This window comes from Methylomagnum ishizawai (assembly GCF_019670005.1).
Lineage (GTDB): Bacteria > Pseudomonadota > Gammaproteobacteria > Methylococcales > Methylococcaceae > Methylomagnum > Methylomagnum ishizawai.
The window spans coordinates 578,383-600,437 of the sequence record NZ_AP019783.1; the positions used below are offsets into that span (position 1 = coordinate 578,383).

Consider the following 22,055-nt stretch of genomic DNA (forward strand, 5'->3'; position numbering starts at 1 on the left):
CTGATTTTTTGCGATATAAATCAGTCGGCTATGAAAAAATGGGGTTATAGGAAAACCCAGATTGGGCCTTGCCAAGCCTGTGGATAACTCGGTGGATGGATTCCGCGCCGGACTGGCGGGCCGCTTTACCCCTTCGCCGGTCAAAACCCGCCGTCCCGCCCCCGCCGGTTCCCGAAATTCAACCGGTGTTGACAGATTGCTCCGTGGCAATAAGCGATTCCCTTATGCCGGGCCGCCCCACGGACCGCTATCATTGCCCGACCCTGGACATCCGCCATTCCCACTATGCGCCGCCCGCCCAACCGATCCCCAAAACCTGTAAAGCCCAGCGCCCCGCTGCCGCGCCCGGCGGCCGAAATCTTCGCGGGGTTGTTGTTCGCCGAGGTGCCGCCCCCGGTGTTGCAACGGCTGCAAACCATGAATGCGGTGCTGGCCGATAATATGCGCGGCCTGGACGATGTGGGCCGGAACAATATGCGCGAGGCGCTGGCGCGCTGGTCCTGCCGCTTGCCGGAAGGCTTGGAAAGCTGGAACCACGCCTTCGTGGCGGCCATGGCCCATGTCCACGAGGCCAAATTCGCCAAGTGGCTGAAGCAATTGCCCGATCCACCGCCGGAACCGCCCGGCCTTTGGGAAACCCTGGCGGCCCAGGCCGCCGCGCCGGACGAGACCGGGCTGGCCGCTTGCCTGATCCTGTACGACCTGGGCTGCGCCCGCGCCTTCCTGGCGTTCAAGCGCTCGGCCTCGGCGGCTCCTTTTTCTCCCTAGATCGGAACTCCAAGCATGAGCGGAATCGAATGGGCGCTGGTCGCCCTGGCCGCGCTGGCGGCGGGCGCGGTGAACGCCCTGGCCGGTGGCGGCACCTTGATCACCTTTCCCTTGCTGACGGCGGTGGGCCTGCCCGCCATCGAGGCCAATATCACCAATACCGTGGCGCTGTGTCCCGGCTATTTCGCCGCCACCCTGGCCCAGGCCGGGGATTTGCGTAGCCAGCGCCGCCGCTTGTGGTTGTACCTGCCCACCGCCATCCTGGGCGGGATCGTCGGCGGGGCGCTGTTGCTGCATACCGGGGAACGGACTTTCCGCGCCCTGGTGCCTTATCTGATCCTGTTCGCCGCTTTGCTGCTGGCTGGCCAGGATTGGGTGCGTGCTTGGTTGCTGCGCCGCGCCAACCACCCGGATTCGGCCCGCTGGCTGGAAACCCTGGGGGTGGTGCCCGCGTTCCTGGCGGCGGTCTATGGCGGCTATTTCGGCGCGGGGGTGAGCGTGATCGTGCTGGCGGTGCTGGGCTTGGTGCTGGACGACAGCCTGACCCGGCTCAATGCCTTGAAGCAAGGCGTCGCCTTCGCCATCAACACGGCGGCGGCGCTGTTCCTGGCGCTGTCGGGGCGGGTGGATTGGCCGGTGGCGCTGGCGATGGCGGTGGGGGCCTTGGTCGGCGGCGCCTTGGGCGGCAAGCTGGCCGGGCGGATCCAACCGGCCCTGTTGCGCGGCATCGTGGTGGGGGTCGGTGTGGTCGTGGCCGGGATTTACTGGGTCCGGGGTTGAGGTTCCAACCACTGGGGAGGTAGCACCATGGTCGATAGGGCGGCGGTAGCGGAAGATTGGCGTCGGCGCGGTTTCGGTTGCGATCTCTGGGTGGACCCGCCCGGCCAGCGCTGGGAGGATTTCGTCCACGGCGTCGATGAACTGGTGATGGTGGTGGAGGGCCGGGTCGAGTTCGAGATCGACGGAGTGGTCCACCAGCCGGAGGCCGGGGAGGAATTATTGATCCCGGCGGGCGCGGTGCATTCGGTGCGGAACCTGGGCGGCGGCCCCGCGCGCTGGCTGTATGGCTATCACGCGGGTTGAATCGTGGGCATGACCCTACGTGCCCACCCTACAGTCTATCCGGCTTGAACCTGCGGCCCGGCCTCAGCACTCGGGCACGCTGACCGGGATGTGCATGGCGAGACCGGCCTCTGCGGTTTCCTTGTAGCGGCTGTTCATATCCTGGGCGGTTTCCCACATGGTCTTGATGACGGCGTCGAGGCTGACGCGGGCGTCCTTGGGGTCGGTCTCCAGCGCGATATTGGCGGCGGTGATGGCTTTCATCGCGCCCATGCTGTTGCGCTCGATGCAGGGAATCTGCACCAGCCCGCCCACCGGGTCGCAGGTCAGGCCCAGGTGGTGTTCCATGGCGATTTCGGCGGCGATCAAGACCTGTGCCGGGCAGGCGCCCAGGGCTTCGGCCAGCCCCGCCGCCGCCATGGCCGAGGACACGCCGATTTCGGCCTGGCAACCGCCCATGGCGGCGGAGATGGTGGCGTTCTTCTTGAACAAGGTGCCGATTTCCCCGGCGATGAGCAGGAAGCGGATCACCTTGTCCTGGTCGAAACCGTCCAGGAAGCACCAGGCATACATCAAGACCGCCGGGATCACCCCCGCCGCGCCATTGGTCGGGGCGGTGACGATCCGCCCGAACGAGGCGTTTTCCTCGTTCACCGCCAGGGCGAAGCAGGAAATCCATTTGTTGACGCGGGTGAAGTCGCGCGGCTGGCTTTGGATGAGGTCCAGCCATTGGTTGAGGCTGGCGTAGACCGCATCGCCCAGCAGCCGCCGGTTCATCTCGGCGGCGCGGCGGCGCACCCGCAAGCCGCCCGGCAAATAGCCCTCGCTGTTCACGCCGCGGAAAACGCATTCGCGGATTTCCTTCCACAGTCCCAGGGCCAGGGCGTCGATCTCGGCCCGGCTGCGCCACGCCTGCTCGTTGACATAGGTCAGCTCGGACACCGACAGCCCCAGTTTGCGGCAATTGTCCTCCAGGGCCGCGCCGGTATGGCAAGGGTAGGGCGTGACGATCTTTTTCATGGTGGCGGGGTCGGGCTCGTGTTCGGTGGCGATGAAACCGCCGCCCAGCGAGTAATAGGTCCGCTCCACCGTGGAGCCGTCCTTGCGGGTCGCGCCGAAGCGCATCCCGTTGGCGTGGCGGGGCAGGGTGGTGTCGTAATCGAACACGAGGTCGCTCGCATAGGCGAAGGGGAGTTCCCGGACCCCGCCCAGGTGGAGGCGGCCCCCGCGCTTGATCGCTTCGACCTTGGCCGGGATCGCGCCGGTGTCGATCCGGGTGTAGTCCTCGCCGGACAGGCCCATCAGCACGGCGATATCGGTGCCGTGCCCGGCCCCGGTCTTGGCCAAGGAGCCGTAGAGCCGGGCGTTGATTTGGGCCACGGCGTCCAGGTCGCCCAACTCGTTCACGAACTGGGCCGCCGCCCGCCAGGGTCCCATGGTGTGGGAACTGGACGGGCCGATGCCGATCTTGATGATTTCGAACGCGCTGATGGATTCCATGGGGGTCGTCTCCGGTCTGGAAGGGAGGGGCTTGGGGCCGTGCCCCGCGCCACGGGGCGGGAAGGCCAGTGTCGCCGATTTCGTGGGCGGGGGGGCGGCGTTCCGGGGAAATAGAGTGGCGCGTGATCGTGGGCGGGGTGTTTGCGCCATGCCGGCCTAAGCGCTGCCCGCCCGCCGCGCGCCGGGCCGGGCCAGGAGCGCGGCGATCTGTTCGGCGGGCAGGGGACGGCTCAATAGGAAGCCCTGCACCTCGTGGCAACCCCGGCTCCTCAGGAACTCCAATTGGCCGGGGGTTTCCACGCCTTCGGCCACCACCTCCAGCTTCATGCTCGAAGCCATGGCGATGACGGCGACCGCGATGGCGGCGTCGTCGGCGTCGGTTTCGATATCGCGGACGAAGCTGCGGTCGATCTTGAGCCGGTCGATGGGGAATTGCTTGAGGCGGCTCAGGCTGGAATAGCCGGTCCCGAAATCGTCGATGGCGAGCTGCACACCGATGTCCTTGAGGGTGCGCAGGGCCAGCGTCGCGCTATCGGCGTCCTGCATCAGGGCGCTTTCGGTGAGTTCCAGTTCCAAGGCCCGGGGTTCCAGGCCGGTTTCCTCCAGGATGCGGGTGACGAGGTCGGGGAAGCCCTTGTGCAGGAATTGCACGGCGGAGACGTTCACCGCCATCCGGGGCAGGGCCAAGCCCTGGCCGCGCCAAGCCTTGGCCTGGGCGCAGGCGTTGCGCAGCACCCATTCGCCGATGGGCACGATCAAGCCGGTGTCTTCCGCCAGCGGGATGAACTCGGCGGGCGACACCATGCCCAGTTCCGGGTTGGTCCAGCGCAGCAGGGTTTCCGCGCCCGCGACCGTCCCGTCGTTGATGTTGAACTGGGGCTGGTAGTGCAGGCGTAGCTCGCCGCGCTCGACGGCCTTGCGGAGCAGGTTTTCCAGGGTCATGCGCTTCAGCACCGCCGCCGCCATCTGCCCCGAGAAGCGGCGGTGGGCGTTGCCGCCGTCGCGCTTGGCGTAATACATGGCGAGGTCGGCGTTGCGCAGCAGTTCGTCGGCGTTGCCGCCGTCTTCCGGGAACACCGCGATGCCGATGCTGACGGTGGTGTAAAGCTCCTGCCCGCCGATCTTGAGCGCTTGGCCCAGCGCGGTGCGGATGCGCTCCGCGGCCAGGGAGGCGTCCTCCGCCCGTTCGATCCGGGACAACAGCACGGTGAATTCGTCGCCGCCCAGCCGGGCCAGGGCGTCGCCTTCCCGGAAGCGTTCCGACCAGCCCACCGCCGCGCCGGCCCTGAGGCTCTGGCGCAGGCGTTCGGCGGCGGCCCTGAGCACCTTGTCGCCCAGGGGATGGCCCAGGGTGTCGTTGATGCGTTTGAAGCCGTCGAGGTCCAGGAACAACACCGCCAACAGGCTGTTTTTCGCCGCCGCCAGCGACACCATGTAGTGCAGGTGCTCTTTGAAGAACTCGCGGTTGGGCAATTCGGTGAGGCTGTCGAAATAGGCGAGGCGGTGCAGGCGGCGTTCGCTGTCGGCGAAGCGGCGGGTGGTGTCGCTGGCTTTCAGCGCATAGCGCACGCGGTGGCCGAGCAGGGGGAAGTTGATGGGTTTGGTGATGAAATCGGTGGCCCCGGCCTCGAAGGCGCGGGTGATGGATTCCAAATCGTCCAGCCCGGTCATGATGAGTATGGGGGTATGCCGGCCCTGGGGAAGTTTCCGCAGTTCGGCGCAGGCGGTGAAGCCGTCCATGCCGGGCATCATCACATCCAGCAACACCGCGTCTACCGGCTCGGACCCGAACAGGGCGAGGCATTCCAGGCCATCGCCGGCCTCGGCGATATCGAATCCCATGGTTTTGAGCGTGCCGCCGATGAGGGTCCGGGTGAGCGGGTCGTCATCGACGATCAGGAGGCGGGTGGCTTGTGGCATCGGGCGCGGTCGTGTCGGTGGGGGCTGGGCCGGGTGTCGGTGCGGCGGGCGGGCACGCTCCACGCGGCGGGTTTGGCTCGAATCAGGTCCATTCATTATAGACGGGGCGAAAACCGGGCTTGGCAATGGGCGGGGCCGGGCGGTCCTGGAGGTCCGCCTTTGCCGAATAATGGCCCGCTGGTTATGATGGGACGCGCCATAGCCTGTGCTGCCACCCCTTCCGACCACCGTGCATAGGGCCTAAACCCATGGGATTCCTCAGCCGCCTGTTCGGGGCGAAACATCGAGAACCCGATTCCGAAATCTCCGAACTGGTGGAAGCCAGCCCGGAGCGCCGGGTGATCCTGCCCTCCGCACGGCCCCCCCTGCCCATCACCTTGGACATCCTCAAGCGGCTGTTCCCCATCCGCAACCTGGACGACGACGAATTGGGCGCCTACGCCCTGGAACGCAAGGCCGAGGTTTGCGGCCCCGGTTCCATCCTGTTCCGGGCGGGCTATCCCATCAAATATGTGCATTACCTGCTGGAGGGCACCGTCGTCATGGACGTGGGGCAGGGCACCCGCTACGAAATCGGCGCGGACACCGCCAAGGCCCGCTTCCCGCTGTGCTATGGCAAGCATTACACCGCCACCGCCGAAGCCAAGACCGATGTGCAAATCCTGCGGGTGTCGGCCAAGATCATGAGCCTGGGTTCGACCTTGACCCGGGAGATTCCCCATAGCCTGGACGCCGACAACCTGGATATCCCCGAAGCGGTGCGGGAAAGCTCCTTGTTCCAGGCGTTCAGCCAGCATTACCGCGACGATGAATTGCGCGTGCCCTCCCTGCCCGAGGTCGCCGCCAGGGTCGGCCAGGCGGTGCGGGAAGATGTCGGCCTGGCCGAGATCGCCCGCATCGTGCAACTCGACCCGGTGATCGCGGCGCGGCTGGTGCATATCGCCAATAGCCCCTTGTACCTGCCGTCCCGGCCCGTCGTGACCTGCTTGGACGCGGTCAGCCGCCTGGGGCTGCTCGCGACCCGCAACCTCGTCATGGCGTTCGCGCTCAAGCAGGTGTTCCGTTGCAAGGACGAAGACCTCGCCCGGATCGCGCAAAACCATTGGCGGCACAGCATCCATCTGTCGGCCCTGTGCTATGTGTTGGCGGCGGATAATCCGGGGATGAACCGGGAGGAAGCCTTGCTGGCCGGTTTGCTGGCCGATATCGGGGCGGTGCCCTGCCTTTATTTCACCGAGAACCTGCCCAGGACGCTATGGACCCCGGAAGAGGTCGAAGCCATCCTGCCCAGGGTACGCGGGCCGGTGGGGGCTTACATCCTCAAGCGCTGGGATTTCCCTCCGGAACTCGGCATCATTCCGCAGGTGGCGGAGGATTGGTATTACGACGGCGGCGAGCGGCTGACCCTGAACGATATCGTCATCCTGTCCAAGCTGCATTCCTATATCGGCACGCCCCAGATGGCCGCGCTGCCCGCCATCAACGCCATCCCGGCCTGCACCAAACTCAAGAACCAGCAACTTTCGCCCGCGTATTCGCTGCGCGTGCTGCACGAGGCCAAGGACGCCATCGCCCAGGCCATGAAATTTTTCGAGGGCTGACGGGTCGGAATCCCTGCCCTTGTTTCCTTTGAACACCACCCATCCCGGATCGACAACCCCATGAGCAATCCCCTACTCGAATCCCACGACCTCCCGCCGTTTTCCCGCATCCTGCCCGAACAGGTGGTGCCCGCCATCACCCAGCTCCTGGCCGATAACCGCGCCGCCATCGCCGCCCTGTTGGAGCCGGGCAAGACCTACACCTGGGACAATCTGGTCGAGCCTTTGGAAGACCTGGACGATAAGCTGAACCGGGCCTGGTCGCCGGTCGGCCATATGAATTCGGTGGTCAATAGCGACGCGCTGCGCGAGGCTTATAACGCCTGCCTGCCCTTGCTCAGCGAATACGCCACCGAGGTCGGCCAGAACGAAGCCCTGTACCGGGCCTACCGCGCCATCGCCGACGGTCCCGAGTTCGCCCGCCTGGACCCGGCCCAACGCAAGATCATCGACAACGCCCTCCGCGATTTCCGCCTGTCCGGCGTTGATCTGCCGCCCGAGCAAAAGGACCGCTACAAGGACATCGCCCAGGAATTATCCAAGCTGACCAGCCAGTTCCAGGACAACCTGATGGACGCCACCCAAGCCTGGACCAAGCACATCGAAGATGAAAGCCTCCTGGCCGGGCTGCCCGATTCGGCCAAGGCCATGGCCCGCCAGGCCGCCGCCGCCAAGGAGTTGCCGGGCTGGTTGTTCACCCTGGAATTCCCGTCCTATATCGCCATCCTGACCTATGCCGACCACCGGGAACTCAGGCAGGAGTTCTATACCGCCTACGCCACGCGGGCATCCGAAACCGGGCCGAACGCGGGCCAGTTCGACAATACCGAGTTGATGGAGCGCATCCTGGCCTTGCGCCACGAGGAAGCCGGGTTGCTGGGTTTCGCCAATTTCGCCGAGCTGTCGCTGGCCACCAAGATGGCTCCTTCGACCGATGAGGTGGTGGCCTTCCTGACCGATCTGGCCGAACGTTCGCTGCCCCATGCCCGCCGCGATTTGGCCGAACTCAAAGCTTTCGCCGCCGGGCATCTGGGACTGGCCGATGCCCAATCCTGGGACTTGACCTACGCCAGCGAAAAGCTGCGCCAGCACAAATTCGATCTATCCGAAGAAGAAGTGCGGACTTATTTCCCCGCGCCCAAGGCGGTGGGTGGGATGTTCGCCGTGGTGGAAAAGCTGTACGGACTGAGCATACAGGCCGTCGAGGGCGTGGAGGTCTGGCACCCGGAAGTCACCTTCTACGAAATCCACGACCGCGACGGCCAGAAGCGCGGCGCGTTCTACCTGGATTTATACGCCCGTCCCAAGAAGCGCGGCGGGGCCTGGATGGACGAATGCCTGACCCGCCGCCGCAAGGGCGACGCGGTACAGACGCCGGTGGCTTTCCTGACCTGCAATTTCACCCCGCCGACCGGCGATGATCCGGCCTTGCTGCGCCACGACGAAGTGCTGACCCTGTTCCACGAATTCGGCCATGGTTTGCAGCATATGCTGACCCAGGTGGACCATCTGGGCGTGTCGGGTATCCATGGCGTGGAATGGGACGCGGTGGAACTCCCGAGCCAGTTCATGGAGAACTTCTGTTGGGAACCGGAAGCCCTGGCCCTGATTTCCGGCCATTACCAGACCGGCGAACCCTTGCCGCAAGCCCTGCTCGACAAGATGACCGCCGCCCGCAATTTCCAATCCGGGATGCAGATGGTGCGGCAGTTGGAATTCTCCTTGTTCGATTTCAGGATGCACCGCGAATACGATCCGGCCCAGGGCGGACGGGTCTACGCCATCCTGGACGAGGTGCGCAAGCAAGTCGCGGTGGTGGTGCCGCCCGCGTTCAACCGTTTCCCGCATAGCTTCTCGCATATCTTCGCGGGCGGTTACGCGGCGGGCTATTACAGCTACAAATGGGCGGAAGTCCTGTCCAGCGATGCCTATTCGCTGTTCGAGGAAAACGGCGTGTTCGATGCCGACACGGGCCGCGCCTTCATGGAGAACATCCTGGAAACCGGCGGCAGCCGCAAGGCGATGGATGTGTTCGTGGCCTTCCGGGGGCGCGAGCCGAATATCGATGCCTTGTTGCGGCATAACGGCATCGCCGAGGCGGCGTAAGGGAGTAGGGCGGGCATGTACCCATGCCCGCCATTCCCGGCCATCCCGGTGGGTACGGAATACGTGCCCACCCTACCATGCCATCCATACCCACCATGCAAAACACCCTCCGCCTACTCGACATCATGGCCCGATTGCGCGACCCGGAAACCGGCTGCCCCTGGGATGTACAACAGGATTTCGCCAGCCTGGTCCCCTACACCCTGGAAGAAGCCTACGAAGTGGCCGATGCCGCCGAGCGTGGCGACCCCGAGGATTTGCGCGAGGAACTGGGCGATTTGCTGCTGCAAGTGGTCTTCCATGCCCGCATCGCCGAGGAACGCGGCCTGTTCGGCTTCGACGACGTGGCCGGGGCCATCGCCGATAAGCTGGTGCGCCGCCATCCCCATGTGTTCGGCGGTGTGGTGTTCGACAGCGACGAGGCGCGGCAGCGGTCTTGGGAGGCATCGAAACAGGCCGAGCGCCAGGAAAAGGGCAAGGCCGCGCCCGCCCCCAGCGTGCTGGACGGCCTGACCGATAGTCTCCCCGCCCTGATGGCGGCGCAGAAACTGCAAAAACGCGCCGCCCGCCATGGCTTCGATTGGCCCGAGATCGGGCCGGTGTTCGACAAGGTGCGCGAGGAATTGCTGGAATTGGAAGAAGCCCAAGCCGCGGGCGATCCCGGCCCGATCCGCGAGGAAATCGGCGATTTGCTGTTCGTGGTGGTGAATCTGGCCCGGCATTTCGATGTCGACGCCGAATCGGCCCTGCGCGACGGCAACCGCAAATTCAGCCAGAGGTTCCGCTATATCGAGGAGCGCGTCGCCGCCCTGGGCAAGACCCTGGACGAAACCACCCTGGCCGAGATGGACGCGCTGTGGGACGAGGCCAAGCGCTGGGGCACCCGGTCCTGAGCGTTTGGCGGCTGTAAAATTTTTCGACGGGATTGGAGCGGAACGGGCGGTCTCCGCGGAGGCCGCCCGGTGGGATAGATGCGTGGCGCGTTGGCCGTGGCGGGCCCGCGTGGCTTGGGTTTCAAGCGGGTTTGCGGCGGACGGCGGCGGCGGCGAGGCCGGCGGCGAAGAGCGCGAGGGAGGTGGGTTCTGGAACCGCCGCCGCCGAGAGCGTGACGTCCACGTAGACCAGGTCGCCCGTGGTGGTGTCATTGGTCGGAGAGTTTAGCGGCGTCGGCGATGTGCCTACTTGCCAATTGCTGGGGGCGAAATCCGAATGCACTTGGGATCCGACGACAAACGGTGTGCCAGAACCGAATGGGAAACCGATGCCGACGGGTATCAGGATTGAGCTACCCGATCCTGTTCCGGTCAGCCCGTAAACCTGTGCCCGCGTGGTGGGACCGGCGAGCAGGACGTTTGCGATGGCGGAAGCTATAGCGTTCGCCAAGGTGTCGTTTCCTTGGGTCAGTCCGAAATGGGTGGAAGACAGCGAATCATAGGCGCCTTCTATGAAGGTCACGTCGTAGCTGGTGCCCGAGATGTCGATACCGGATATTCCAGTATATGGCCCGGATCCGACGAGTATGGGGGCCGCGTCCACGCTAGGTGCGAGGGCGGAGAATGCAAGGAAGGGGGCGGCGAAGAGGAGGGTTCTGAGTTTTTTCATTGAATCCGTACCTACTGAATCAATAAGGTTATGCTTGGTGGTTGGTAGGCCAATTTTTAGGCCGACTTCGCTGGTCGGAATGCTATAGCAAAAATCAAGCCAAAATATAAAAATACCAGAGAAAACAAAAAGATGGAAATATAGCCGGATGGCGTATTTAGGGAACGGCGAGCAACTGTAAAATTTTACGATGGCGGTTTGCGTGAAACGGACCAGACCTAGATCAGCTTTCAACCAACTCCGCCCCGGCCCGCACGGAACCAGCGGACTCCCGCGCCACCACCGACCAACCGTTTGACAATCCAACCCAGCCAGAGGCAATGGTCAGGCTATGCGAATCCACCATGAACACCCCTGGAACCTCGATCCCAAAGCCGCGATAGCCCTGCAAAACCAACTGCGTAGGTTGGTGAAGATCGAGGACGAACTGCCCGCCGATATCCGGCGCGTGGCGGGTGTGGATGTGGGGTTCGAGGACGGGGGCAAAGTGACGCGGGCGGCGGTGGCGGTGCTGGACTATCCCGGACTCGGCTTGATCGAAAGCAGCATCGCCCGCTTGCCGACCGCGTTCCCCTATGTGCCGGGCCTCCTGTCCTTCCGCGAGGTGCCCGCCATCCTCAAGGCGCTGGCGGGCTTGGCGGTGTTGCCGGATTTATTGCTGGTGGATGGCCAGGGCTACGCCCATCCGCGCCGCTTGGGGATCGCCTGCCACCTCGGGCTATTGACCGACCTGCCCAGCATCGGCGCCGGCAAGACCCGGCTTTGTGGCAGGCATGAGGAAGTCCCGGATGTGAAAGGGGCTTGGGTGCCGCTGCGGGATAAAGAGGAAACCCTCGGCGCGGTGTTGCGTACCCGGCGGGGGGTACAGCCGATCTATGTCTCGGCGGGGCATAGGATAGGTTTGGCAACGGCGGTGGAATGGGTGCTGCGTTGCACCGGGCGGTTCCGCCTGCCCGAGACGACGCGGCAGGCGCACCGCCTCGCCTCGGGCTGAATATCGGGGGCCGGGGCAGCGCCCGGCCCGTAGTGGCTAGCGGTGCAACTCCTGATCGCGGTAATGCACATCCATCCAGCATTGGGGCAGCGCCTCGCCGGACGGGAATATCAGCTCGGTTTTGGGGAATTTATCGGGTTCCTGCATTTCTTCGCCGTAATGCAGGCGGCCGATGACCTGGGTGTGGATCGGGTTGACGAGGTCGTTGAGGCCCAGCACTTCAACCAGATGTCCGTCTTTCTTCTGCTTGAGGTACATAACGCGCTCCTGGGTGGGGTCCACCCATGTTGGAAGCGAACTCCACCGCGCTTGGGATGGCGGCGGAGACCGGCGGGACCGTTTTCCCCGCTGGGGGAAACCAGCGCCGGACGGCGGAACCACCGCCGGCGGGAGTCTCTGGCTTCAAACATACGCCAATATCGGCGATTTGCAACGGGTTTCGTCGGATCGGCGACGGGTGATTTCCCTGGACATAAACAGTCGTTTCCGGAGCCTGTGTTATGCTTCGGGAAGCCGCCGGCTGGGCGGCTCACCCGTGGGGAATAGGTTATGTACGAACATTTGGAAACCGCCGCCAACCCGGAAAACCTCAAGCGGATCGTGATCGATCCCGTCACCCGGGTCGAGGGACACGGCAAAGTCACCCTGCTCTTGGACGAGGACAACCGCGTCAAACAGGCCCGCCTCCATATCGTCGAATTCCGCGGCTTCGAGCGCTTCATCCAGGGCCGTCCCTATTGGGAACTGCCGATCATGGTGCAGCGCCTGTGCGGAATCTGCCCGGTCAGCCACCACCTCGCCGCCGCCAAGGCCGTGGACCAACTGGTCGGCGTCGATCAACTGACCCCGACCGCCGACAAGCTGCGCCGCCTGCTGCATTTCGGCCAGATGCTGCAATCCCACGCCCTGCATTTCTTCCACCTCGCCTCGCCCGATTTGTTGTTCGGCTTCGGCAGCGATTTGGCCAAGCGCAATATCGTCGGCGTGATCCAGGATTATCCCGACGTGGGGCTCAAGGGCGTGAAGCTCAGGAAATACGGCCAGGAAGTCATCCGTATGATCTGTGGGAAGCGCGTCCATGGCACCGGGGCCATCGCCGGCGGCATGAACAAGGCGCTCTCGGCGGAAGAACGCGATTATCTGCTGGAAGGCATCGCCGAGGCCGTCCAATGGAGCCAGGAAGCGGTGGAACTGGCCAAGCGCCTGCATCTCGCCGATCTGGAACATAACGGCCAGTTCGCCTATATCCGTTCCAATTTCCTCAGCCTGATCCGCGCGGATGGCGCGATGGACCTTTACCACGGGGGACTCCGCGCCCGCGACGACCTGGGACAGGACATCTTCGACCATGTCGATTACCGCCAATACACCGATTACCTGCGCGAGGAGGTGCGGCCCTGGTCCTATATGAAATTCCCTTACATCGTGTCCAAGGGCAAGGAAAACGGCTGGTACCGGGTCGGTCCCCTGGCCCGCGTCAACAACTGCGATTTCATCGACACCCCCTTGGCGGAAGCCGCCCGCCAGGATTTCATGGCCCATGGCGCGGGCGGGCCGGTGCAGGGTTCCCTGGCCTTCCATTGGGCACGGATGATCGAGGCCTTGCATTCCGCCGAAGGCATCCAGCGCTACCTGCTCGACCCGGAAATCCTGGGCACCGACCTCGTGGTCAAGGGCCAGAAGCGCTACGCGGGCGTGGGCGTGATCGAAGCCCCGCGCGGCACCTTGTTCCACCATTACCAGATCGACGACCAGGATCTGGTGGTGAAGGCCAATCTCATCGTTTCGACCACCAGCAATAACCAGGCGATGAACGAATCCATCCGCCAGGTGGCCGCGACCTATCTCGACGGGGTGGAACCGACCGAAGGCTTGCTCAACCATCTGGAAGTCGCCATCCGCGCCTACGATCCCTGCCTGTCCTGCGCCACCCACGCCCTGGGCAAGATGCCTTTGGAACTGGAAATCCTCGATGCCGAGGAGAGGGTCGTCTCCCGCCTGCAACGCCACGCCTGAGCGCTATCCCCTGGCCGGAACGCTGTCCGGCCAGGGTGAATCCCCTGTCCCATCATATAATGGACAATGAACCGGGGCGCGGTCCCGCGTTCTTCCTCTTCTTCGCCCATGAATCCAGCCCTGGAGAGCGCTCCATGAAATTCCAAGCCTATCTCAAGCTCCTGGTCTACAAGGATGGTTCCGATCTTTACCTGACCGCCAACGCCCCGCCCGCCGCCAAGTTCCAGGGCAAGCTCACGCCCATCGACAATCTGATGATGACCGACGAGAGCATCCGCGAAATCGCCCATTCGATCATGGACGCCGAGCAGCGCCGCGAATTCGAGCATCGGCCCGAGATGAACCTCGCCATCACCGAGCCGGGCGTGGGGCGGTTCCGGGTCAATATCTTCAAGCAGCGCAACGCCTATGCCATGGTGGTGCGCAACATCAAGGTCAAGATTCCCAGCCTGGAGGAATTGGGCCTCCCCGAGACCCTCAAGAGCGTCATCATGGAGAAGCGCGGGCTGGTGCTGTTCGTCGGCGGCACGGGGTCGGGCAAATCGACCTCGCTGGCGGCCTTGATCGATTACCGCAACACCCATAGCGCCGGCCATATCATCACCATCGAAGACCCCATCGAGTTCATCCATCCGCACAAGAAGAGCCTGGTGAACCAGCGCGAGGTGGGGGTCGATACCCAGTCCTACGAGGACGCGCTCAAGAACACCCTCAGGCAAGCCCCGGACGTGATCCTGATCGGCGAAATCCGCTCCCAGGACACCATGGAATACGCCCTGGCCTTCGCCGAGACCGGGCATCTCTGCCTCTCGACCCTGCACGCCAACAACGCCAACCAAGCCCTGGACCGCATCATCAATTTCTTCCCCGAAGAGCGGCGCAACCAGTTGTTGATGGATTTGTCGCTGAACCTCAGGGCCTTCATTTCCCAGCGCCTGGTGCCGACGGTGGACGGCAAGCGCGCCGCCGCCATCGAAATCCTGCTGGGCACGCCCTTGGTGTCCGATTTGATCCGCAAGGGCGAGGTCCATACCATCCGCGAGGTGATGGAGAAGTCCGAGGGCGTGGGGATGCAGACCTTCGACAACCATCTGGTCCGCATGTACCGGCAGGGCTTGATCGGCGAGGAAACCGCGATCAAGAACGCCGATTCGGCCAACAATGTGCGGCTCAAGATCAACCTGGGCCAACCGCGGATGGTCGAGCCGGAGGAGGAAGCCCCGCCCGAGGCCGCGCCCGCGCCGGGCAACAAGGCCGAAACCCCGCCGCCCGAAAGACCCAAGCCCGCGCCGGGCCGTTCGGGCCTGAGTTTGGAACCCATCGCCAGCGAGGAGGAAACGCCCGCCGCCGCCGCCGCCCTCGACGAGCCCAGTTTTGAATGGAAGCCCGCCAAGCCCCTCAACCGGCCCGGCGGTTAGCGCGTTTTCCGGCGGATTTCAGGGTTCCCAAACCGGGCATGGGAACCCGCCCCAGCCCCATTCCCATCCCCTATAGGCGACCTCATGGCTGACCTCCTGATTTTCGGTTACGGCAATCCCGGCCGCGGCGACGACGCCCTGGGTCCGGCCTTGCTGGACCTTTTGGAATCCCATCTCGACCCGGACACCCGCCAGGCGGCGGGCGGCATCGAGTGCTTGACCGACTTCCAATTGCAGGTCGAACACGCCCTGGACCTCGCGGGCCGGAAACTGGTGCTGTTCGCCGATGCCCATGCCCGCTGCGACCCGCCCTACCGTTTCGAGCGCTTGGCACCCGCCGGGGCCATGGCCTACACCACCCACGCCCTCAGCCCCGCCGCCGTGCTGGGTGTCTACCAAAGGATCAATGGTGTCGCGCCGCCACCTTGTTTCCTGCTGGGCATCCGGGGCGATGATTTCGAACTGGGCGCGGCCCTATCCCAGGCTGCCCAGGGTCATCTCCAGGCCGCGCTACGCTTGGTTTTGGACTTGTGCCGCCATCCCCACCCAGACCACTGGCAAGCCTATGTGTCAAATGGCTGACATTTGAAGCCTGGGTGGGGCTTGTTTCTTTTTGGTGATAAAGCTGTCACCCTTTGGGAGAGCGATTTAATTGAAATGTAATACGGCTTTCCTATACTCGGGCCGGTCGCTTTTCGAGTCCCCCCGGTATGTCCGATACGCCTTCCGCCTTGTACCTCGCCACCGATGGGTTCTCCACGCCCCAAATGGGCGATCTGGCCCGTGCCGTCGAATCGATTTCACCCGAGGCCCAGGTGCCGCAACTCCTGGCCTTATTCCATAAGCGCGAAGACCTCCTCGCCGTCCCCTTGCTGGACGAACAGCGGCGCTATCACGGCATTGTGTCGCGGCGGGCCTTCATGAGCTTTATGAGCCGCTCCTATGCCCGCGATATCTACGCCCGCCGCTCGGTGGCCGATCTCATCCAGGCCATGCCGGAACTCGCCGCCGCCCCCGCCAATCCCGGACCCGAGGAGCGTATCGACCGGGTGCTGATCGATTATCTGGCCCGCGACCCTGGGATGCTCTACGACGCCTTGCCGGTGGTGGCGGACGAGGGCATCGTCGGCGTGGTCGCCATCGCCGATATGATGCTCAGCCTGTCGGAATCGCAGGGCAAGCTGCTGACCGCGGTGCGCTCGCTCAGCGACCGGCTCAAGCAGGAAGTAGCCCTGGCCGCCCAGGTGCAGCGCCAGTTGTTGCCGCCCGCCGAGATCGACCTGCCCGGCGTCAAGGGACTCGCCACCTTGCTGACTTCCAGCGAGGTGGGCGGCGATTATTACGATTGCTACACGGTGGAAGGGCGTTACATCCTGTTGATGATCGGCGATGTCAGCGGCCACGGGGTGGCGGCGGGCACCCTGGTCAGCGCGGTCAAGGCCGGTGTCAATATGCTGGCCACCGCGGGCGAGCGCTCTCCCGCCCAAATCCTGGGGCGCCTCAACGCCACCCTGTTGGAAACCGCCCGGCAGACGCTCTATATGACCTTCTTCGCGGCCTGCCTCGACACCCTCACCGGCCAGTTGACCTATGCCAACGCCGGGCACCAGTTCCCCTATCTCTACCGCGCCATGCTCGGCACCCTGGAAATGCTGGAAGCGGCGGGCTTGCCGCTGGGGAAGTCGGAACAGGCCGAATACCCGGAAGTCCGGGTCGAACTGGACCTCGGGGACCGCTTGTTCCTCTATACCGACGGCCTGTTGGAAGAACCCAACGCGGCGGACGAGCCTTTCGGCTACGAGCGCCTGGAAAGCCTCCTGCACGAGCAGGGCGGCACCGCCTTGGAGGGGTTGCGCGATGGCTTGCTGGAAGCCCTGGCACAGCACGCGGGCCATCCCTACTTCGAGGACGATGTCACATTCTTTTCCGCCGAATATCACGAGCGGCCCCTGCGGGTGGCCGCGACGCCCACCCAGGAGATCCCCGATTTGAACGAACCCGGCTTGGTGCGCTTGTTGGAGGCTTGGTATCGGGCCAATGCGGAACCGTTGTCGCCCTATATCTCGCGGCAGAACCTGGTGTTTTTGGCCGAGGGCCGGTTCGCCGACCTATTGCCGCGCTTCGCCCAAGAGGGCATCCGCCGGGTGTTGCCGCGCCACCAGCCCATCGTGCAGCGCCTGGGCTGGGACGCCCTCATCAACCAGCACCTGGGCCATGCCGCCGCCGACCTGGCCGGGCTCATCCCCGGCGCGGGCGGCGAATGGCGCGATTTCAGTGTGACCCATAGCGACGACAAGCCGTTCTTGATCGAGGAATGCGGCGCGTTCCTGGAAGAAGCCGGGGTCAAGGGCGAACACCTGGAACCGGCCCTGCTCGCCATCGACGAATTGCTGGAAAACGGCTTGTATGCCGCGCCCAAGGACGGCAAGGGCGTTCCGCTCTATGCCAAGGGCGGACGTCGCGCCCTGGCCGACGACGAACGCCTGGGCCTGTCCGTGGCGCTCAAGGACAACCTCCTGGGGCTGGCCGTGGCCGATAGCTGGGGCACCTTGACCCCGGCGGTGTTCCTGGAACGGCTGGCCCGCCATGTCGAGGGCGATGGCTTGATTTCCGGGCAGGGGGGAGCCGGGTTCTACCTGCTGTGGCGTTTATCCAGCTATCTGCAACTCAGGGTGCTGCCGTACCGGCGGACCCAGATCACCGTCCTCTTCGACCTTGCCCGCCCGGTGGATACCGAAGCGGACAAGGGCTTCCAATTCCTCTTCCATAGCGAAGTCCACGAGACCACCCACCATGTCTCCAACCATCCTGCATATCCAGCCGGTCGATTCGGCTGATCCCAAGCTGCGCCGCTACGCGCTCGGCGGCGTCATCGACGTGGACGCCATCCCCGCCCTGGAACCGCTCTACGGGCTCCCGGCCGGCATCCGGGTCGAACTGGACTTCGCGGCGGTACAGCGGGTCAATTCCATGGGGCTGGCGCAATTGCTCAAGCTGTTCGAGCATTGGCAGGCTTGCGGAATCGATATCCGGGTCGAGAACGCCAACCGCATGACCGCGATGCTGTTCAAGATGACCGGGTTGGATCGTTTCCTGGGCACCGGGGGCGCGAAGCCGGCCCCCGCCGCCGCGTCCCCGGCCCAGGCCGCCGAGCGCATCCGGGTCCGTTTGCGCGGCATCCTCGATATCGACGCCATCGCCACCCTGGAACCCTTGTACAAATTGCCCGACGGGGCCGAGGTGGAACTGGATTTCGCCGAGGTGCAGCGGGTCAATTCCATGGGTTTGGCGCAATTGCTCAAGCTGTTCGAGCATTGGCAGGCCAGGGGCATCGCCATCCGCGCCAGCCATGTCGGGCGCATGACCGCGATGCTGTTCAAGATGACCGGACTGGAGCGCTTCCTGGTACCCGAGGCGGCGGCGCAACCCGCGTTGGCGGTCAATTCCGGGCTGAGCCTGGACGGTCCCGCCGCCCCGGCCAAGTCCCTGGCCTATGCCAAGCCGGTCGCCTCCACCGGGCCCAGGGCCATGGTGCCGCCCGCCGCCGCGCCGCTGGCCGCCGCCGGGGACCATGCCCTGAACTGGCAGGTCCATATGCAGAGCAACCAGCAACTCAACGGCTGGTATTTCCTCAACACCCATTTGCAGCGGCGCCTGGGGTTGGCGGCGCATCTCGACATCGCCGACAACCTGCTGGGCGAGCGGGGCAAGGCGGTGGCCCCGGCGGAGTTGGTCTTCACCAAGCCCTTCGACGCGGTGCGCTTGATTACCCGGCAAGGCTACCGGCCCTTGGCCCGGCCTTCCGACCAGAGCGACGAAGTCACCCTGTTGGCGCGGGCCGACGATGGCCGCGCCACCCTGGCCGAGTTCGCCGGGTGCAAGGTGGCCGCCGCCACCCCGGATACCTTCGTCTACCTGCTGGGCCGTTATCTGCTGGACGAACAGGGGCTGGATTCGGGGGCGATGAGCTACCAATTCCCCGGCCACGAGATCAAGGCGGTGCAGATGCTGCTCAAGGGCGAGGCCGATTTGCTGTTCATGCACGGGGAGAACTACCGGCGTTTGTCCGGCATGACCCGGCGCATGGTGCGGGCCTTGGACCAGAGCGAGGCCGGTTTCGCCTTCCATCTGTGGTGCTTGTCGCCGCGGCGCGTGGAATTGGCCGAACCCTTGCGCGATTTCCTCATCGGCATGAACCACGACGAGGAGGGCCGGAAGCTTTTGGCCGAACTCGGCTATGCCGAATGGGTGGAGCCGATCCCGGAGGATATCGAGATGTTGGAGCGGATCTATACCCTGTACGGCGGCGGGGATTGACGCAGCCCGCACCATGATGACCTTTGGCTACATTCCATAGCGTCCCTGTCCCACCCCGCGCGACCTGCGGCGACTCTTCCTTTTATGCGAACATAGCCTAGCCTTTAGGGCTGTGCTTGCATTTCCTGGGTGGGATGGTTTTCCGCGATCTTTCCCCCAGGCGTTTGGATACTTTTTATTCCGACGGAGGAGACGGGTATGGGCGAGTCATTCAAAACAATCATCCTGGGGGTGTTGTTAACCCTGGTTTCCCTGGCCGGCGTGGCCTGGGGCGATCCTGTGGCCGGGGGCCTGCCCTTCGCCAGGACCGAAGTGCGCGAACCTTGCGCCAATTACACGCCGACCAAACAACCCTTCTTCGGCGAGACCCACCTGCATACCGCGTATTCGTTCGACGCGGTGGTGCTGGAAACCCGCAATACCCCGGAGCAAGCCTATCTCTACGCCAAGGGCGGACGGGTGGGTTTGCCGCCTTGGGCCGATACCCGTATCCAGGACGACACCCCGCCCGACCAGAAGACGCTGGTGGCTGCGTATCCCTACTGCATGCCGGGCGAACATTGCCAGTTCATGGCGACGCGGACCGTGCAATTCCCCGAGGGCCGGGCGCTGGATTTCGCCGCGATCACCGACCATTCCGAGCAATTCGGCGAATCCAACACCTGTATGTTCGAGGCGACCCAGTCCTGCGCCGCCGACAGCGATTGCGATACCCGGAACGGGCAGAAATGCTTCACCGCGCCCGGTGCCGACACCGGAATGTGCCGGCCCAGGGGCTATAACGACCCGATCTGCGTGGCCGCCCGCGACGAACTCTCGCGCCTGCGCCAGGGCGCGGTGCCCGGCATCATGGCGGGCTTCGAGAACGTGGCGGAAAACCCGGCCCGTCCCCCCGTCTGCGGCCCGGACGGGCGGCGCTGCGCCCAGCAGGCCAAGCTGGTCTGGGACAAGGTCCGCTCCATGGCCAACGACGCCTACGACCGCAGTTCCGCCTGCGCCTTCACTTCCTTCATCGCCTACGAATACACCGCGATGGCCGCCAACGGGCGCTGCGCGGACGCCACCGCCTTGCCCTGCTGGGATCAGCGCCAAAACAACAAGGTGGTCGACAAGCCCGACGACAACACGCCTTCCGCCGATTGTCCGAGCGGTGCCGCCTGCCTCATGAATTTCACCGGCAATTCCGGGGCCGACAACCTGCACCGCAACGTGATTTTCCGCAACGATCAAGTGATCGACCAACCGCTCAGCAATGTCGAAGCGCCCTTGGGCTGCGGCGCGGGGGCCGATTGCACCTCGGCCCCCGGCTGGCCGGTGGCGTCCCCGGTGCCGATGTTGCAAAAACTGAAGGAAGCCTGTACCGACAATCCAAGCAAGCCGGATTGCGACGTGCTGACCATCCCCCACAATCCCAATATGAGCCGGGGCAGCATGTTCATTCCCCCGGCCAACACCCCCGCTGGCTTGGCCGAGGCGGCGCTGCGCCAGGAATTCGAGCCGCTGGTGGAAATCACCCAGATCAAAGGGCAGTCGGAATGCCGCTATAACGCCAAGACGGGCATGGCCTGGACCAATCCCCCGGACGAGTTGTGCGGTTTCGAGAACGAGGGCTGGGCGCGGCTCGGCGGGGTGGCCGATGGCTACCTGACCGACGAGTTGCAAACCACCGATACCATCCCGGCCCGCAGCTATGTCCGCAACACCCTCGAAAACGGCCTCGCCTATGCCGCCAAGCACGGCGTCAATCCGTTCCAACTCGGTTTCGCCGGGGCCTTGGACAACCACAACGGCACGCCGGGGCAGACCGACGCGGCGCAGTACGCCAAGAGCGGTGCCCACGGCATCCAGAGTTTCGCCACGTCTTCCGGGGCTTTGAACGAGCGCTTTTTCCTGGGGCTCGAAACCAATGCCGGCGGCTTGACCGTGGCCTGGGCGGAGGAGAATTCCCGCGACGCGATCTTCACCGCGCTCAAAAACCGCGAGACCTACGCCACCAGCGGCACCCGGCCCATCGTGCGCGTCTTCGGCGGCTTCGGCTTGCCCAAGAACCTGTGCGACAAGGGCGATTTCGCGGAGCGTGGCTACGCCGGCGGCGTGCCCATGGGCGGCACGCTGGCGGGATCGCCCGGCGGGCAGGCACCGAGCTTCGCTGTCAGCGCCCTGATGGACGCAGGTTGGCCGGGCCATGCCGGCACACCCCTGGAACGGGCGCAGATCGTGAAGGGCTGGGTGGATGCGGGCGGCGCGACCCATGAGAAGGTCTACGACGTGGTCGGCAAGGCTTCCGGCAAGGCACCGGAAGACTTGGTGAACCTGCGTACCTGCAAGCCGGCCTCCTGGGAAGGGGCGAAGGAGCTTTGCACGGTCTGGACCGATCCGGCATTCAATCCGGCCCAGCACGCTTTCTATTACGTGCGGGTGCTGGAAAACCCCAGTTGCCGCTGGACCCAATATTACTGCAACGCCCGTGGCGTCGATTGCAGCAAGCCGATGGGCACCTGCCGCACCAAGGACCGCTCCTTTAACAAGAAGGGCTGCAATAGCAACGCCGAGTGCGGGGGCGGGGTCTGCACCTTGCCGCAAAGCTACGAGGAGTACGAATACACCCAATGCTGTAGCGGCATCGTGCCCCAGACCGTGCAGCAACGCGCTTGGACCTCGCCGATTTGGTATAAGCCGGCCGCGTCGCCCCTCGCCGATCTGTTGAAGGACGCTCCCGCCTTGGCGGGCCGTTGAAACAGGAGGGTGGAG

At 64.6% G+C, this 22,055-nt stretch carries 17 protein-coding genes; 13 read left to right on the forward strand and 4 right to left on the reverse strand.

Translation table 11 applies throughout. From position 1 onward, the window contains the following. Positions 1 to 285: 285 nt before the first annotated feature. The 3 genes from K5658_RS02530 to K5658_RS02540 are packed head-to-tail and all read left to right on the forward strand — an operon-like array spanning position 286 to position 1,851. Complete coding sequence (locus K5658_RS02530) at positions 286 to 768, forward strand: hypothetical protein (protein WP_221065424.1); 483 nt, start codon at positions 286 to 288, stop codon at positions 766 to 768. Between the two features lie 15 nt (positions 769 to 783). Next, entirely contained in the window at positions 784 to 1,548 is a 765-nt protein-coding gene (locus K5658_RS02535; RefSeq protein ID WP_221065425.1) for a sulfite exporter TauE/SafE family protein, read from the forward strand. A 27-nt stretch (positions 1,549 to 1,575) separates the two neighbouring features. Continuing rightward, positions 1,576 to 1,851, forward strand: a complete 276-nt coding sequence (locus tag K5658_RS02540) for a cupin domain-containing protein (RefSeq protein WP_221065426.1) — start codon at positions 1,576 to 1,578, stop codon at positions 1,849 to 1,851. A 63-nt stretch (positions 1,852 to 1,914) separates the two neighbouring features. Here the strand turns inward: K5658_RS02540 and K5658_RS02545 are convergent, their stop codons facing one another. Continuing rightward, positions 1,915 to 3,330: an L-serine ammonia-lyase gene (locus tag K5658_RS02545; RefSeq protein ID WP_221065427.1), complete on the reverse strand. Its 1,416-nt coding sequence runs from the start codon at positions 3,328 to 3,330 to the stop codon at positions 1,915 to 1,917. A gap of 156 nt (positions 3,331 to 3,486) precedes the next feature. Further along, positions 3,487 to 5,250 (reverse strand): putative bifunctional diguanylate cyclase/phosphodiesterase, encoded by a 1,764-nt coding sequence (locus K5658_RS02550; protein WP_221065428.1) that lies wholly within the window; start codon positions 5,248 to 5,250, stop codon positions 3,487 to 3,489. A gap of 248 nt (positions 5,251 to 5,498) precedes the next feature. On the opposite strand from K5658_RS02550, the gene K5658_RS02555 reads away from it, so the two are divergent. From K5658_RS02555 to mazG, 3 genes are all read left to right on the forward strand, one after another. Next, entirely contained in the window at positions 5,499 to 6,851 is a 1,353-nt protein-coding gene (locus K5658_RS02555; protein WP_221065429.1) for an HDOD domain-containing protein, read from the forward strand. A gap of 60 nt (positions 6,852 to 6,911) precedes the next feature. After that, complete coding sequence (gene prlC, locus K5658_RS02560) at positions 6,912 to 8,957, forward strand: oligopeptidase A (protein ID WP_221065430.1); 2,046 nt, start codon at positions 6,912 to 6,914, stop codon at positions 8,955 to 8,957. A 95-nt stretch (positions 8,958 to 9,052) separates the two neighbouring features. Next, positions 9,053 to 9,850, forward strand: coding sequence for a nucleoside triphosphate pyrophosphohydrolase (gene mazG / locus K5658_RS02565; protein ID WP_221065431.1), 798 nt, complete (start codon positions 9,053 to 9,055; stop codon positions 9,848 to 9,850). A gap of 121 nt (positions 9,851 to 9,971) precedes the next feature. Here mazG and K5658_RS02570 read toward each other — a convergent pair whose 3' ends face one another. Then, positions 9,972 to 10,793: a PEP-CTERM sorting domain-containing protein gene (locus K5658_RS02570; protein ID WP_221065432.1), complete on the reverse strand. Its 822-nt coding sequence runs from the start codon at positions 10,791 to 10,793 to the stop codon at positions 9,972 to 9,974. A gap of 97 nt (positions 10,794 to 10,890) precedes the next feature. Between K5658_RS02570 and nfi the strand changes: the two genes are divergently transcribed. Beyond that, positions 10,891 to 11,553 carry a deoxyribonuclease V gene (nfi, locus tag K5658_RS02575; protein WP_221065433.1) on the forward strand — a complete coding sequence of 221 codons (663 nt, stop codon included), beginning with the start codon at positions 10,891 to 10,893 and terminating at the stop codon, positions 11,551 to 11,553. A gap of 36 nt (positions 11,554 to 11,589) precedes the next feature. Here nfi and K5658_RS02580 read toward each other — a convergent pair whose 3' ends face one another. Then, positions 11,590 to 11,811, reverse strand: a complete 222-nt coding sequence (locus K5658_RS02580; RefSeq protein WP_221065434.1) for an acetyltransferase — start codon at positions 11,809 to 11,811, stop codon at positions 11,590 to 11,592. Between the two features lie 291 nt (positions 11,812 to 12,102). Between K5658_RS02580 and K5658_RS02585 the strand changes: the two genes are divergently transcribed. From K5658_RS02585 to K5658_RS02610, 6 genes are all read left to right on the forward strand, one after another. Beyond that, positions 12,103 to 13,569, forward strand: a complete 1,467-nt coding sequence (locus tag K5658_RS02585) for a Ni/Fe hydrogenase subunit alpha (RefSeq protein WP_221065435.1) — start codon at positions 12,103 to 12,105, stop codon at positions 13,567 to 13,569. A 134-nt stretch (positions 13,570 to 13,703) separates the two neighbouring features. Next, positions 13,704 to 14,987 (forward strand): PilT/PilU family type 4a pilus ATPase, encoded by a 1,284-nt coding sequence (locus tag K5658_RS02590; RefSeq protein WP_221065436.1) that lies wholly within the window; start codon positions 13,704 to 13,706, stop codon positions 14,985 to 14,987. Positions 14,988 to 15,071: 84 nt separating this feature from the next. After that, on the forward strand, positions 15,072 to 15,569 hold the full coding sequence (locus K5658_RS02595) for a hydrogenase maturation protease (protein ID WP_221065437.1): 498 nt from the start codon (positions 15,072 to 15,074) through the stop codon (positions 15,567 to 15,569). A gap of 128 nt (positions 15,570 to 15,697) precedes the next feature. Further along, positions 15,698 to 17,824 carry a PP2C family protein-serine/threonine phosphatase gene (locus K5658_RS02600; protein WP_221065438.1) on the forward strand — a complete coding sequence of 709 codons (2,127 nt, stop codon included), beginning with the start codon at positions 15,698 to 15,700 and terminating at the stop codon, positions 17,822 to 17,824. After that, the gene (locus K5658_RS02605) at positions 17,781 to 19,304 is read left to right on the forward strand and encodes a PhnD/SsuA/transferrin family substrate-binding protein (RefSeq protein ID WP_221065439.1); all 1,524 of its coding nucleotides are present in this window, start codon (positions 17,781 to 17,783) and stop codon (positions 19,302 to 19,304) included. Before K5658_RS02600 ends, K5658_RS02605 begins: the two co-directional genes overlap by 44 nt. Before the next feature lie 198 nt (positions 19,305 to 19,502). Beyond that, on the forward strand, positions 19,503 to 22,040 hold the full coding sequence (locus tag K5658_RS02610; protein ID WP_221065440.1) for a DUF3604 domain-containing protein: 2,538 nt from the start codon (positions 19,503 to 19,505) through the stop codon (positions 22,038 to 22,040). Positions 22,041 to 22,055: the final 15 nt, after the last annotated feature.

Bases quoted from the DNA above. Each gene is read 5' to 3' on its own strand.
- K5658_RS02580 (WP_221065434.1), bottom strand. From the start codon at position 11,811: ATGTACCTCAAGCAGAAGAAAGACGGACATCTGGTTGAAGTGCTGGGC.
- K5658_RS02545 (WP_221065427.1), bottom strand. From the start codon at position 3,330: ATGGAATCCATCAGCGCGTTCGAAATCATCAAGATCGGCATCGGCCCG.
- nfi (WP_221065433.1), top strand. From the start codon at position 10,891: ATGCGAATCCACCATGAACACCCCTGGAACCTCGATCCCAAAGCCGCG.
- K5658_RS02590 (WP_221065436.1), top strand. From the start codon at position 13,704: ATGAAATTCCAAGCCTATCTCAAGCTCCTGGTCTACAAGGATGGTTCC.
- K5658_RS02595 (WP_221065437.1), top strand. From the start codon at position 15,072: ATGGCTGACCTCCTGATTTTCGGTTACGGCAATCCCGGCCGCGGCGAC.
- K5658_RS02600 (WP_221065438.1), top strand. From the start codon at position 15,698: ATGTCCGATACGCCTTCCGCCTTGTACCTCGCCACCGATGGGTTCTCC.
- K5658_RS02550 (WP_221065428.1), bottom strand. From the start codon at position 5,250: ATGCCACAAGCCACCCGCCTCCTGATCGTCGATGACGACCCGCTCACC.
- mazG (WP_221065431.1), top strand. From the start codon at position 9,053: ATGCAAAACACCCTCCGCCTACTCGACATCATGGCCCGATTGCGCGAC.
- prlC (WP_221065430.1), top strand. From the start codon at position 6,912: ATGAGCAATCCCCTACTCGAATCCCACGACCTCCCGCCGTTTTCCCGC.
- K5658_RS02530 (WP_221065424.1), top strand. From the start codon at position 286: ATGCGCCGCCCGCCCAACCGATCCCCAAAACCTGTAAAGCCCAGCGCC.
- K5658_RS02555 (WP_221065429.1), top strand. From the start codon at position 5,499: ATGGGATTCCTCAGCCGCCTGTTCGGGGCGAAACATCGAGAACCCGAT.
- K5658_RS02535 (WP_221065425.1), top strand. From the start codon at position 784: ATGAGCGGAATCGAATGGGCGCTGGTCGCCCTGGCCGCGCTGGCGGCG.
- K5658_RS02540 (WP_221065426.1), top strand. From the start codon at position 1,576: ATGGTCGATAGGGCGGCGGTAGCGGAAGATTGGCGTCGGCGCGGTTTC.
- K5658_RS02585 (WP_221065435.1), top strand. From the start codon at position 12,103: ATGTACGAACATTTGGAAACCGCCGCCAACCCGGAAAACCTCAAGCGG.
- K5658_RS02610 (WP_221065440.1), top strand. From the start codon at position 19,503: ATGGGCGAGTCATTCAAAACAATCATCCTGGGGGTGTTGTTAACCCTG.
- K5658_RS02605 (WP_221065439.1), top strand. From the start codon at position 17,781: ATGTCTCCAACCATCCTGCATATCCAGCCGGTCGATTCGGCTGATCCC.